At 41.7% G+C, this 14,451-nt stretch carries 10 protein-coding genes; 9 read left to right on the top strand and 1 reads right to left on the bottom strand.

The annotated features are described in order from the left end of the window. Window positions 1-231: 231 nt before the first annotated feature. From B4F91_RS05190 to B4F91_RS05210, 5 genes are all read left to right on the top strand, one after another. Window positions 232-1,029 (top strand): VOC family protein, encoded by a 798-nt coding sequence (locus tag B4F91_RS05190; protein WP_288635407.1) that lies wholly within the window; start codon window positions 232-234, stop codon window positions 1,027-1,029. 118 nt (window positions 1,030-1,147) lie between these two features. Continuing rightward, a complete protein-coding gene (locus tag B4F91_RS05195; protein WP_029774302.1) occupies window positions 1,148-1,513 on the top strand; it encodes a hypothetical protein in 366 nt (121 codons plus the stop codon). Further along, window positions 1,510-3,843, top strand: a complete 2,334-nt coding sequence (locus B4F91_RS05200; RefSeq protein WP_029774303.1) for a fatty acid cis/trans isomerase — start codon at window positions 1,510-1,512, stop codon at window positions 3,841-3,843. The genes B4F91_RS05195 and B4F91_RS05200 overlap by 4 nt, the downstream gene beginning before the upstream one ends. A gap of 158 nt (window positions 3,844-4,001) precedes the next feature. Beyond that, complete coding sequence (locus tag B4F91_RS05205; protein WP_286936619.1) at window positions 4,002-5,726, top strand: response regulator; 1,725 nt, start codon at window positions 4,002-4,004, stop codon at window positions 5,724-5,726. Between the two features lie 77 nt (window positions 5,727-5,803). Beyond that, window positions 5,804-7,216: an ATP-binding cassette domain-containing protein gene (locus tag B4F91_RS05210; RefSeq protein ID WP_286936620.1), complete on the top strand. Its 1,413-nt coding sequence runs from the start codon at window positions 5,804-5,806 to the stop codon at window positions 7,214-7,216. A gap of 36 nt (window positions 7,217-7,252) precedes the next feature. Here the strand turns inward: B4F91_RS05210 and B4F91_RS05215 are convergent, their stop codons facing one another. Next, window positions 7,253-8,131 (bottom strand): TraB/GumN family protein, encoded by an 879-nt coding sequence (locus B4F91_RS05215; protein WP_004589293.1) that lies wholly within the window; start codon window positions 8,129-8,131, stop codon window positions 7,253-7,255. 866 nt (window positions 8,132-8,997) lie between these two features. Here B4F91_RS05215 and ilvG point away from each other — a divergent pair. From ilvG to ilvA, 4 genes are all read left to right on the top strand, one after another. After that, a complete protein-coding gene (gene ilvG, locus B4F91_RS05220) occupies window positions 8,998-10,647 on the top strand; it encodes an acetolactate synthase 2 catalytic subunit (protein ID WP_286936621.1) in 1,650 nt (549 codons plus the stop codon). Next, a complete protein-coding gene (gene ilvM / locus B4F91_RS05225; RefSeq protein WP_248531388.1) occupies window positions 10,644-10,886 on the top strand; it encodes an acetolactate synthase 2 small subunit in 243 nt (80 codons plus the stop codon). The genes ilvG and ilvM overlap by 4 nt, the downstream gene beginning before the upstream one ends. A gap of 105 nt (window positions 10,887-10,991) precedes the next feature. Continuing rightward, a complete protein-coding gene (ilvD, locus tag B4F91_RS05230) occupies window positions 10,992-12,848 on the top strand; it encodes a dihydroxy-acid dehydratase (RefSeq protein ID WP_024032149.1) in 1,857 nt (618 codons plus the stop codon). Window positions 12,849-12,850: 2 nt separating this feature from the next. Further along, a complete protein-coding gene (ilvA, locus tag B4F91_RS05235) occupies window positions 12,851-14,404 on the top strand; it encodes a threonine ammonia-lyase, biosynthetic (RefSeq protein WP_004589297.1) in 1,554 nt (517 codons plus the stop codon). Window positions 14,405-14,451 lie beyond the last annotated feature (47 nt).

A 14,451-nucleotide genomic window follows, 5' to 3' on the forward strand; every position in this document is an offset into this window, starting at 1 on the left:
AGGTCACTTCGGTGGCCTTTTTTATTGCCTGAAAAAAAGTGATTAGTTTTTAGCTATCAACTTTTAGCTGCTTGGCGTTAATGTAAATAATGTTGTTTGGCTTGGCTTTACAAAGCCCGAGTAGAAGTGGTCACTGATGTGTAAGGGGGTTTATTGAGTGAATAACTATCGACACTTACATGGTATTAGCCTAAGCTAAAAATGGCTTAAATTTACAACAGGAAATGGGCGATGAATAATAAAAATAATTATCCGCAAGGTATATTTTGCTGGGCTGAACTGTGTACTCATAATTGGCAAGACGGGAAAGCTTTTTATACCTCGTTGTTTGAGTGGGGAAATGACGATCAGCCCATTGGCGATGATGAGTATTACACTATGCTACAAAAGCAAGGTGACGATATTGCTGCCATGTATCAAATGCCTAAAGAGCAAGTGGTCTCTACGCCTAGCTACTGGCTTACCTATATTGCCGTAGATGATGTTGATGCATGTGCAATTAAGGCGCAAGAGCTCGGTGCGCAAATTATAGCAGGCCCTCACAATGTTATGGATGCAGGGCGTATGTTAATGCTTAAAGACCCCGCGGGTGCCACGGTGGCATTGTGGCAAGGTAAAGAGCATATAGGATGTAAGCGTCCTTGTGAGCTCAACACGCCTTATTGGCATGAAATGGCAACGCGCGATAGTGAAACAAGCCGACATTTTTACTGTGAACTACTGGGGTGGAAAAGTGAAACAAAGCCTATGGAAGGTATGGATTACACCTTGTTTTTAGTTGCAGGTAAGCCGGTAGCAGGCATGCTACAAATGACTGATGAGTGGCCACAAGACGTACCCCCCCATTGGATGATTTACTTCGCCGTGGATAACTGCGATAGCTATGTAAAAAAAGCGGCGACTCTTGGAGGGCAAGTATGTGTACCTGCTACAGATATTCCTGATGTAGGGCGTTTTAGTGTTATTTGCGACCCTCAAGGGGCTGTATTTTCTATTATCGAATCGGCAATGGATGATATTAAAGCTTAGTCATTAACAGCGCTTAAGGCTAAATTTTAGACTTTAGAGTGGTTATTTAGGCGCAGTAATTATGTGCTTTTTTGCTATAATGGCGGGTAATTACACCGTCAGTCAGCAAGAGAGCACAATGGAATTTGAACAAGATAGTAAATTAACCTTACCGTTATTTATTTTAAATGAGTCGCTTAGTGAGCGAGATGTAGAAAAGCCCGATTTAGACATTTCATTTGCTCTTGATGATGAGCTACTGACGCAGATATGCCAAAACCCAGCACCTGATAGCAGTATCGCTATTAGTTTAAAAGAGTATGAGCTTGCGCCGCATAGCAGCGAATTTAATGCGTTGTTAAACCAAGAGCACGATGCACAAATAACGCTGACCCACGGGCCACTGTTAAGTGTGGTGTTAAATACCCACGACAACCAAACTTTTGTCTCTCCACAAATGGATATGATGCCAACCTTCGACCTGGGTGATGAGGACGAAGAATGAAAAAAATTCTGATCAGTACATTCGTCCTTATTATCCTCAGCGGGTGTGCTTATTTAGGCAATGCTCACTACAACGACTTATTTGGTGATGAACAAACGCAGCAGCGTATAGTGCCGCATGATACAGGTGCTGGTGCCGAGTTTTTGCAAGAAGTAAAACCTGTGCTAGATACACGCTGTGTAGTATGCCATGGCTGTTATGATGCGCCTTGTCAGCTAAAGCTTTCGTCCCCTGAAGGGATAGATAGAGGGCTAAGCAAAGAGCTTGTTTATGATGGTACACGGCTATTAGCCACTACACCAAGCCGGTTGTTATTTGATGCAACCAGCACTGAGCAATGGCGTAAAAAGGGCTTTACTCCGGTACTTAACGAACGTGACCAAAACCCAGAAGCAAACCTTGCCGGTGGGGTGTTATTTAATTCATTAGTGCTTAAGCAAAGCGCACCCTTACCAGAGAATGAAATTCTTGATGACGAATTTGACTTTTCACTTAGCCGCTCTCAAACGTGCGCCACTATGGGAGAATTCGATCGTTTAGCTGCAGAGCAGCCTCATGGCGGTATGCCTTACGGTTTACCGGGCGTGTCTAGCCAGGAATTTTATCATTTACAAAAATGGCTTAAAGACGGTGGAAAAATGGCGCATATTAAACCGCCCACCAAAGCCGAGCTAACAAACGTTAAAAACTGGGAAGCGTTTTTAAATCAAGACAGCTTAAAATACCAATTAGCCGCACGTTATATTTACGAGCATTGGTTTTTAGCCCATATTTATTTTGGTTCTGATAAACCACAGAGCTTTTTTAAACTGGTTCGTTCAAGTACGCCGCCAGGCGAAGAAATTAAGCTAATTAATACGCGCCGACCATACGATGACCCTAAAGTGAGTCGTGTGTATTACCGTTTACTACAGGATCGCTCAACTGTTTTATCAAAAACACATTTACCGCTAAAGCTTGATGATGCAAAGCTTGCACGTATTTATGAGCAATTTATAGCTCCCGATTATACGGTTACTAAAATGCCAAGTTATAAGAGCGAGGCGGCATCTAATCCTTTTAAAACGTTTGAAGTAATTCCTATTAATTCTAAGTATCAATTTATGCTTGATGAAGCTGAGCTAATTATTATGGGCTTTATTAAGGGCCCTGTATGCCGCGGCCAAATTGCACTTAATGTGATTAACGATCATTTTTGGGTTGCCTTTGCAGACCCTGAAAAAGTCGCGACTCCAGCAGTGGAAGATATGTTGCTTCAGCACGAAGAAGCCCTTGAATTACCTGCAGCAGAAGAAAGCAATGCATTGCCTATCTCTAGCTGGGTTAAATACTCAGTGCGTGAGAAAAAATACTTACAAGCCAAAGTTGAACTGGCTAACGAGATGTTTAAAAACGGAGAGCATTTAACAACCGACCTATTGTGGAAAGGTGAAGGCCATAACAAAAATGCAGCGCTTACAATATTTCGCCATTTTGATAGTGCCACGGTAGTGAAAGGCTTTATTGGTCAAGAGCCTAAAACTATGTGGGTATTAGATTATGCGCTATTTGAGCGTATTCATTACTTACTTGTTGCAGGCTTTGATGTATACGGAAATATCGGCCACCAATTAGTGACCCGCTTATACATGGACTTTTTACGTTTAGAGGGTGAGCAAAACTTTTTGGCTTTATTACCTGAAGCGAAGCGCCATCAAATTAAAAAAAGCTGGTATAGAAAGTCTCCGCCAAGCTTATCTAAGTTTTTTAAAAACAACCGAGAGTTTAGCCAACCTAGCGGTATTGAATATAAAACGGATGACCCACAACACGAGCTGTATGGGTTAGTTAAGCAAACTTTAGCGCCAGTACTGAGTGAGCACTACGACTACACAAAAGTACCCACGCCATTAAATGCACTGAACAATATGCCAGCTAAGGCTATAAATTTATTACCGCAGTTATCGTATATTTTGGTTAAGCAAGACGATGCTTCACATAAAGCTTATACGCTTATTCATCACAACGCGCATTACAATATTTCCAGCTTATTAAATGAAGATGGGCAGCGCGCTTATGATGAAGATACCGCCACCCTAGTGCCAGGCTTTATTGGTGATTACCCTGCGGCTATTTGGTATTTAAATGATCAAAATGAAGTGGGTGAATTTGCACAGCTATTACCTATGATGCAAATTGAAGCAGATTATGCTGCAATAAAAGTAAAATTTGGTATTCGTCGCTCACATCCAGAGTTTTGGAAATACAGCGACATAATGCACCAAGTAGCTAAAGAGTATCGCGGCGTTGAATTTGGTATGTTTGACTACAACCGATTAGAAAATCGCTAACTGGTAATTACAAAAGTGTCGCAAGTATTGCCCTTTTTGCCTAACACTTAATACATTTAGCCCAGTCATGTTACTGGGCTTTTTATTTATATAATTACTAAAGCTGATGTTGAGTTTTCTATATATAGGCTACACTTAAAATAAAAAAGCGGCCTTGTATGTTTAAAATTATTGCCAATGTAAGACAGCGTTACCGATGGGCGCTTATTGCTATTGCTCTGTTAATAAGTGGCTCAGCATTGTTGCTGCAGTATGGCTTTTCTGTACAAAAGTACGATGCCAAAATTATTAATATGGCAGGTAAGCAGCGCATGCTCTCGCAAAAAATTGCTTGGCATAGCAATGCACTTCTTTCATCACGAATCGATATTGCTACCCATACCAATTCCCTCGAACACTCTCTCGCACAATTTAAAACAGCTCATGAGGTATTACTTACTAAGCAAGGTAGTAGTTACCGTTATTTAACGCCAGAATTAGTAAAGTTATACTTTGCTGAGCCAGCTAATCTAGATAGCGAAGTGAATGAATTTATTGCCCAAGCTAGTTGGCTGCTGTACCAAAAAGGCGAGGTAGACACACAGGTGCTCAACGTAGCACATGTAGAAAACCTGCTAGCTAAGCTTGACCGCGCGGTTACTTTATTTGAGCAACATGCAGTAAAAAAAGTTAACCGCGTGTCTAATTTAGAATTGCTGTGCTGGTTAGTCGCCATGGTGTTATTGCTCGTTGAGCTAAGATTTGTGTTTATGCCGATGGAAAAAGAGGTGGAACGCACCTTAACAGCTCTTCAAAAACAAAAGGACTTTGTAGCGCAAATGAGCCAAAACAAAGAGCACTTTATTGCCAGAGCAAGCCACGAATTTAGAACACCGTTACAAGGATTAATTACGTCGATTGATGAGCTAACCATCGATTCCGAGCAGCAAAATATTAAAACGCAAGCAAGCTACTGCGCCCTTAGACTTCTATCTATGCTTGATGAGCTACAAGACCTACAAGCACTAAGCACAGGAAAGTGGGCGCCAATTCTTAAAAACGAAAACCTTTTAGAATCCATAAACAAAGTGGTGTTGGCGTATGAGTATGCAGCGCAGCAAAAAGGGCTAACATTAATCACTCATTTTGATGAGTCTCTTAATTGTTTTTGTAAGTTAGATCATCAGCGCTTACAGCATGTATTAACCGAGCTAATTAGCAATGCAATAAAGTTTACCGACAAGGGCGAGGTTGAAGTTGCTGCAAACATGCAAAACTCGCAATTACAATTAACCGTTAATGATAGTGGGTGTGGTTTTTCTAGCGAAATAACAGAACTAGAGTTTGACTCATTTAAACAAACTAACCACTTTCAAGGCCTAAGAACGGGATTAACACGGGCGCAGTATGTTGTTAAAGCGCTGCATGGTTCGCTTTCATTTAAAAACAACGCAGCGAGTGGCGCTCATGTTACGCTTAACTTGCCGATTGAAATTACTAACCAGCAAACAGAAAGAGAAGTCGAAAAAAAGCTTTTTTGCCTTGTGGTTGAAGACAACGAATTAAACACCTTGTTACTCACACGTATTTTGGCAACGTTAGGTGTGGACTATGAATGCGTTGTAAATGGCCTAGAAGCCTGCGAAAAGGTAGGTAAGGCTCACTATGATGTGGTGTTTATGGATTTAAATATGCCGGTCATGGATGGCTTTGAAGCGACTAAAAAAATACGCAAAGAGCTAAATAAAACCATGCCCATAATCGTTGTTACAGCAAATACCTCAGCCGAAGACATGGACTTGATTTATGAATATGGCGCGAGTGAGCATATTCATAAACCCATAAGTAAGCAGGCAGTGGCTGATGCATTAGTAAATGTGTGCATAGCTAATGAAATAAATTAATACGCAATTAAATACGCTTGCTAAAGCAATTTACTATACGTTAAGTTGTTTATTTAGCTTATGGTGAAGGCAGTATTGTGCAAAGTATTGTATTTGAACAATTTAGTGGTTATTTAAAAGGGCAAGGTAAAAGCCGTTTCACAATTAATGACTTAAGTTGGCAAGTGAATGCTGGTGAGCACTGGCTATTATTAGGCGCTAATGGCGCAGGTAAATCGGCATTGAGCGCCGCATTAACGGGTGAAGCTAAGCAGCAAAGTGGTACTTTTAAAAGTACCTTTAATAGCACGCAGCTTGTGTCATCTGATGTGCAAAAGCAGTTAATCAAAAACGAAATTGAGCATGAACATCACAGCTTAGTAAAAGATTTTATCTTCCCTCAAAATAGTAGCTACAATCATGAGCTACGTACAAAACTAATAGATGCCTTTAATTACAGCGCCCTTTTAGAGAGGCATTTTAGAGATCTCTCTACCGGCGAAACCCGTAAACTCCTACTTATAAATGCGCTAAGTAGTCATGCTGATTTAGTGGTACTAGATGAGCCATATGATGGCTTAGATAAACATTCGTGTGAGGTGCTAAACACTTTATTAGAAACACTTAGCTCAACAATTAACTTTGTGTTTGTGTTAAATAGGCTTGATGAAATCCCACCGTTTATTACTCATTACGCTTATGTAAATCAGGGGCAGTTGCAGCATGTACTTAATAATCCAAACGCAGAGCAGCGTGCTGACTTGCTTAAACTACTGCATTTAACCCATACCGCTTTAGAAATACCTCAACCGGATGACTCCCAAGGCCGTGCAGAGTATACCGCCGATACATTGGTTAAGCTTAGTAATACAAAGGTTAGCTACGCTGGGGTTGATGTATTTAAAAATCTCAATTGGCAAATTAATAAACATCACCACTGGCAATTGAGTGGTAAAAATGGCTCAGGTAAAACCTGCTTATTAAATTTAATAACTGGCGATAACCCTCAATGCTACAGCAATGATATTCAGGTATTTGGTTTTAAACGCGGAAGCGGTGAAAGTATTTGGGATATAAAACAGCATATTGGCTATATATCAAATGCACTGCATATGGATTATCGAGTAAGTATATCGGCATTGAATACGGTTATTTCTGGGTTTTACGACAGCATTGGCTTATATCAAAAGCCAACAGAGTCACAGGTAAATACAGCTAAGCAATGGTTAGCGCTGATTGGGTTAGGCGATAAACAAAATAGCTCATTTACGCAACTTTCATACGGCGATCAGCGCATGCTGTTAATAGTGCGTGCTATGGTAAAACACCCCACGTTACTTATTTTAGATGAACCTTGTTTGGGGCTTGATGAAGCAAATAGACAGCGAGTACTAATATTAATAGAGAAAATTTGTGCCGCAAATACCAGCACTGTAATTTATGTAAATCACCATGCGGCAGACAAAATTAAAGGGATTGAGCATTACTTAAAAATGGAAGATTTTAATTAAAGGCTGGGCTGAATATGCCCAACCTTTAACGCCACGTTATAGGCGAGTAATGGTAAAGCCTGCATCAGTTAACTGTTTAATTAAACCATGCTGCTCCGGTAAGTGCAGCGCGCCTACAGCAATAAATAGCTTTTCGTTAGTTAAGCGAGGCACTAATTGCTCCACCCATTTATTATTACGATTAACTAGCATAACTTGCTCGCTTATTTCACCGTAGTTACTCTCGTCAAAACTCATGTTGTAGTATTCAGTCAGCGTATCCATATCACCATTTTTCCAGGCGTTTACTAACTTAATAAAATAAGTATTAATATCGGCAAGCTGTTCAAACGTTTCTTCAATCATTTCATTACTGAGCAAAGCCATGCCATCAAACATTTGCAGTTGTTGCTCTAGCGTTTCTAACTCTCCAATCGTGATATTTTGCTTTTTAGCGTAAGCAAGTACTTGCTTGTCTATGCCTGTTTGGTCAGAAAACCCTGCATTTTGAAATTCAATCTGCATCATGGTTACCATTACAGCCCAAGGTTTGAGGCCATTAAACATAGCTATATCAATCGATTTTTTAGCAAAGTAGTCTTTAAGCTTATTGTAGTTTTGTTTTGAGAGTTCTGTTTGTAATGTTTTGCCATCTTTAAGCATCATAAAGGGCATTGAACGCTGCTGCATTTGCAAAGGCGTGAGTTTACTAATATCTACTTCAACAACAACTTGCTCGCTTTGATCTATAGCTTTAGTTACTTTTTCTGGTAAGCCTTTCATGCTGGCATCGCCTACGTGAACCGTGCCAAACAAGTAAGAGCTAGTACCGTTTTTTTCTACTTTAAATAATGCCGGTGCCGCGACACTATTAAAACTAGTTGCTATAAAAAGTGCCAGTATAAAAAACTGACTAATTCGAGAGAGGGCTTGCATGGTTTGTCCTTAAATCTAATTGAGTTGCCTAAATACTAGCTTAAATTAAAGCGCTTTAATAAACCTATTTGGTTATATTAAACACTTTTAAATGCGCTTATGAGTTTAGTTGCACTAGGGCACCTTGTTTAAATTGGGTGAATGTAATTGAGTGGTGCGTAATAGGGCTCGCGGAGTAAACCTGCCTAATTAGCAAAGTTTTAAGTTATTTACCGTGCTGCGCTGTTATTTGTACTACAATGTATCAAAAATTAATCAAGCCCTATATGGCTATTATGTGGCTAGTGAATTTACTTGTTGCAAATTAAGGTATATATTTTTCATTTAAGCCTTTTTTTGTGAATTTAAAATCCGTTTAAAGTCGCTTTTTGCTCTTTTGTTGAATTAAGTTTGGTGTTGACTTACTCGCCTCAGCACGGTACAAATACATATACAGAGCGAAGAGTATTACTTCGTAACAAATGAACACATTTTGGTATTAATTTCATGCTTACAAATGCACTTAACCTAGTCCTGATTATTATCGTGGTGATTATTCCCGCGAGGGCTTCGTAGTGCTATAAACTTAAGCATTAAAAAGCCCTCCGCACCTAACCGTTCGGAGGGCTTTTTAGTTTTAAGCACAAAGTTTTAAAAATTTTATACCAATTCGCTTAATTAAGTGATCTATTTTGAGGATAGATAAACGTGTTGATAGCTAGGCAAAAAATTTGCTATTTAGTTGTTCTAAATGAGAATTTTTTAACGCAGATAGCGACACTTTTAGCCCCCTCAAAATAATTAAGTATTATTGCGGATTGGTATTAGCTATAAGTTTTTTAAGTAAGTATGTAATTGGGTTGTCACTGAGGAATGAGGATTAATTAATGACAGGCGCAGAACTAACAATCGATTTATTAGCCAAGCACGGCGTAAATGAAGTATTTGGCTACCCTGGCGGAGCTATTATGCCCATTTACGATGCGCTGTATGGCGCGCCTGTAAAGCATTACCTTACTCGCCATGAGCAAGGTGCTGGTTTTGCCGCAGTGGGTTATGCTCGCAGCACAGGCAAATTAGGCGTTTGTTTTGCTACCTCAGGCCCAGGCGCTACTAACTTAATAACAGCACTTGCCGATGCAATGATGGACTCAGTGCCATTATTAGCAATTACAGGCCAAGTACCGACTGCCGCTATTGGCTCAGATGCATTTCAAGAAGTCGATGTACTAGGTATGTCACTGTCGTGTACTAAACATAGCTACATGGTAGAGCGCCCAGAAGACTTAGCTGAAATATTACAAGAAGCCATGCATTTAGCTCAAAGCGGTCGCCCAGGCCCAGTGCTTGTAGATATTCCAAAAGATATTCAAATGGCGCAAGTACCTTTTAAACCTTGGTTAGCTGCTGATGAATATTTACCACAATTTGATTTAAACCAAGTAGCCATTGCAAACCAGTTATTAACTGAAGCAAAGCAGCCAGTAGCGTATGTAGGTGGTGGCGTACAAGCCGCCGATGCGCAAAATGAGTTAATGCAGTTTTTAGACAAAACACAAATGCCAGCAGTCTCAACATTAAAAGCGCTAGGCAGTGTGTTACCAGATTACGAGCACTACTTAGGAATGCTAGGTATGCACGGCACACAAGCGGCTAACATAGCAGTACAAGAGTGTGATGTACTTGTATGTATAGGCGCGCGCTTTGATGACCGCGTAACGGGTAACTTAGCCAAATTTGCAGCCAAAGCAAAAGTAATTCACTTAGACATTGACGCGGCCGAAGTAGGTAAACGCAAACCTGCTAAAGCGTCCTTAATTGCTGATCTAAAAACCTCATTACCCGCACTTGAGTGTGTTGTAACACCTAAAGCATGGTGCGATACAAATAAGCTCATGAGCGAAAAACACGCGTGGCGTTATGACTACCCAGGCGAAAAAGTATTTGCTCCGTATTTATTGAACCAGTTAAGCCAGCGTATGCCAAAAACAGGCGTAGTGTGCTGCGATGTAGGCCAGCACCAAATGTGGGTGGCGCAACATATGAAATTTAACCACCCAAGTAATCACTTAAGTAGTGGTGGCGCAGGCACTATGGGCTTTGGTTTACCGGCGGCTATTGGCGCACAAGTAGCACGCCCAGACGATTTTGTAATAACGGTGTCGGGTGATGGCTCAATCATGATGAACATTCAAGAGCTTGCCACTATACGTCGTAACAATTTACCAGTAAAAATACTAATATTAGATAACCAACGCTTAGGTATGGTTCGTCAATGGCAGGAACTGTTTTTTGAAGGGCGTTACTCTGAAACCAATCTTTCAGATAACCCTGATTTTGTTCAGTTAGCGGCAGTATTTGGTATTCCTGGGCAAACTATTACTAAAGCCAACGAAGTAGACGATGCAATCACTGCACTGGTAAACAGCGAAGGGCCGTATATTTTACATGCCTGTATAGATGATAAAGAAAACGTATGGCCGCTTGTACCACCTGGGGCTGCAAATGACGAAATGATTACGGAGAAAGCACAATGAAACACAGCTTAACTATTGCATTGAAAAACCAAAGTATTGCGGTGGAGCGCTTTTTACGTGTTGTGCGTCACCGTGGTTTTGACCTTACGCATTTTCAGCTTAATACAGATGAAGCTCAATATACGATAGCAATGACGGTCGATAGCGATAAGCCTATTCATCTATTAACCAGCCAGCTAAATAAGTTGGTAGACGTGAAAAAAATCAGCTTAGAAAATTTACAGCAACAAGCAGTGTAACTGCTAACGAAACACATTTACGCGTTACTGAATATAACCATCAGTAACTCAACAATTTTTAGAATGAGGAATGCCCGCTTACACAGCGGCAAAACAGAGGTAACTATGGCTAAATTAAGAAGTGCAACAACAACTGAAGGACGTAAACGCGCAGGCGCACGTGCATTATGGCGCGCAACAGGCATGACCGACACCGACTTTGGTAAACCTATTATTGCTGTAGTTAACTCGTTTACGCAATTTGTACCAGGGCACGTACACCTTAATCAGCTTAGTGAGCTAATGGCTGAAACAATCACGCAAGCGGGCGGCGTACCAAAAGAATTTAACACCATCGCAATTGATGACGGCATCGCAATGGGCCACGGTGGCATGCTTTACTCACTGCCTTCTCGCGACTTAATTGCAGACTCTGTTGAGTATATGGTTAACGGCCACTGCGCTGATGCGATGATCTGTATTTCTAACTGTGACAAAATCACCCCAGGGATGATGCTTGCAGCGCTACGTTTAAATATACCGGTTATTTTTGTATCGGGCGGGCCAATGGAAGCGGGTAAAACCAAACTTGCTAACATCGATATTAAACTAGATTTAGTTGATGCCATGGTAAAAGGCGCTGATGAAACAGTAAGTGATGCTGATTCAGAGCAAGTAGAGCGCTCTGCGTGTCCTACCTGTGGCTCGTGTTCGGGTATGTTTACTGCCAACTCAATGAACTGTTTATTAGAGGCTATTGGCCTTGCACTACCGGGTAACGGAACAACGCTTGCAACGCATAAAGATCGTAAGCAACTGTATGTAGAAGCCGGCGCTCGCATTGTTGACTTGTGCCGCGAGTACTACCAAAAAGACAACCACGACGTGTTACCGCGTGCAATTGCTAACAAAACAGCCTTTATGAACTCTATGGTGGTTGATATTGCTATGGGTGGTTCATCTAATACTGTATTGCATTTATTAGCAGCGGCACAAGAAGCCGGTGTAGATTTTGATATGTCGCACATTGATGAGCTTTCTCGTAAAACCCCATTTTTATGTAAAGTAGCCCCAGCTACACCTGAGTACCACATAGAAGATGTGCATCGCGCTGGTGGCATGATGGCAATTGTACGTGAGCTTGGTAAAGCAGGTTTAGTTGATTTATCGGTAAACCACGTAGCGGGTATGACGATGGGTGAGCTTGTTAAAAAGTGGGATGCGACTGATCCTACAAACGAAGCAGCACAAAAGTTTTACCGTGCAGGCCCTGCCGGTATTCGTACTACAAAAGCAATGAGCCAAGAGTGCCGTTGGGATGAAGGCGATAACGACCGAGAGCATGGTTGTATCCGTAGTGTTGAGCATGCCTTTAGACAAGATGGTGGCTTAGCTGTGCTTTCAGGTAACTTAGCGGTTGATGGCTGTATTGTTAAAAGCGCAGGCGTAGTTGACGAAATGCTGCATTTTGAAGGCACCGCCGTGGTGTACGAATCACAAGATGATTCAGTAGAAGGTATTTTAAACGACGAAGTAAAAGCCGGTGATGTTGTGGTTATTCGCTACGAAGGCCCTAAAGGCGGCCCAGGTATGCAAGAAATGCTTTACCCAACGAGTTACTTAAAATCAAAAGGCCTTGCTGAAAAATGCGCCTTGATCACCGATGGTCGTTTCTCGGGCGGCACCTCTGGTTTATCAATCGGCCACGTATCGCCAGAGGCGGCAAGTGGCGGTGCTATTGCGTATGTTGAAAATGGCGACAAAATTATCATTGATATCGCAACACGTGAAATCACCCTTGCATTAAGTGATGAAGAGCTAGAAGCACGTAAACAAAAGCAATTAGCGCGTGGTAAGCAAGCGTATAAGCCGCTTGATCGTGACCGCTATGTATCGTCGGCATTAAAAGCGTATGCATTACTTGCAACCAGTGCCGATAAAGGCGCAGTACGTGATTTAGCCAAACTGGAGGAGCTTAGCTAATTATGGTTTCTCAAGAGCTCGATTATTTTCGCGCTATTATTCAGGCCAATATGGAACCGCTAGCTAAAGTAACTGAGGTCAGCGAAATGCGCGACCTCAGTGATAAATTAGGCAACCATGTTTGGTTAAAGCGTGAAGATCAACAGCCCGTGTATTCGTTTAAGTTACGCGGTGCTTATAATAAATTAAACAAGTTACCAAAAGGATCTGTTGTTATTACGGCATCTGCGGGTAACCATGCACAAGGTGTGGCGCTTAGTGCTTCACATCTTGGCCATAAAGCCACTATTGTTATGCCAGTTACCACGCCTGAAATAAAAGTAAGTGCGGTACGTGCGCTGGGCGGTGAAGTGGTTTTACATGGCCATCATTTTGATGCTGCAAAAGCACATGCACTTGAACTAACAGAGCAACGCAATGGCGTATTTGTACCGCCTTTTGATGACCCTGACGTAATTGTGGGGCAAGGCACAGTGGCTCGCGAGCTTATGCAGCAACTCAACGAGCTTGATGCGGTATTTATCCCTGTTGGCGGTGGTGGCTTACTTGCTGGTATGGCGGTTTATATCAAATCATTACGCCCCGATATAAAAGTCATTGGCGTAGAAGCTGACGAAAGTGCATGTTTACAAGCCGCGCTTAAAGCGGGCGAGCCTGTTGAACTTGACCGTGTTGGCAGTTTTGCCGATGGCGTAGCGGTTAAAATTATTGGCAGTGAAACATTTCGCTTAGCGCAAAAATTTTGCGATGAAGTTGTAACTGTCAGTGGCGATGAAATTTGTGCCGCCATGCAAGATATTTTTGTCTCTACTCGCGCCATTTCAGAGCCCTCAGGTGCACTTGCAACCGCAGGGCTTAAAAAGTGGAGCCAGCAATCGGGCTTAAAAGGGCTGCATTTAGCAGCGGTGCTTTCGGGTGCTAACTTAAACTTTGATCGCTTACGTTATGTGGCTGAGCGTACTGCGCTAGGTGAAAAAAACGAAGCGCTACTTGCGGTGACCATTAAAGAAGAAAAAGGCAGCTTTAAGCAGTTTTGCACCTCTTTAGGTGGTCGGGCTATTACTGAGTTTAACTACCGTTATGCAGGCCCAGGTGAAGCGCAAATATTTGTAGGTATTGCCCTGCGCCAGGGTGAGCAAGAACTCAACGAGCTAAAACAAGACCTAACTAACAACGACTACCAATTTTGCGATTTATCAGATAACGAACTCGCTAAATTACACGTACGTTATATGGTAGGGGGTAAAGCACCGGAGCAGTTACACGAAAGGTTATTACGGTTTGAATTTCCGGAATACCCAGGAGCCCTTGCGCGCTTTTTAGATACCCTAGGTAGCAATTGGAATATTACTTTATTTCATTATCGCAATCATGGGGGGTCTATCGGAAATGTACTGGCGGGCTTTGCTATTGAGCCAAGCCAATTTGATATGTTTAACGAGCACTTAAATCGCTTAGGTTACAGTGTACAAGATGAAACACATAACCCGTGTTTTACGCAGTTTTTAACCTCTCAGCCACAAAGCCCAAACGTTGACAATTTAGCCTCAGCTTAGGGTTTTTATAAGCAAGTATGCACGTTTGCATGCTTGCTTTATCGTGT

Source organism: Pseudoalteromonas sp. UBA6610, from assembly GCF_002433295.1.
In the GTDB taxonomy this organism is placed as follows: Bacteria; Pseudomonadota; Gammaproteobacteria; order Enterobacterales; family Alteromonadaceae; genus Pseudoalteromonas; species Pseudoalteromonas atlantica.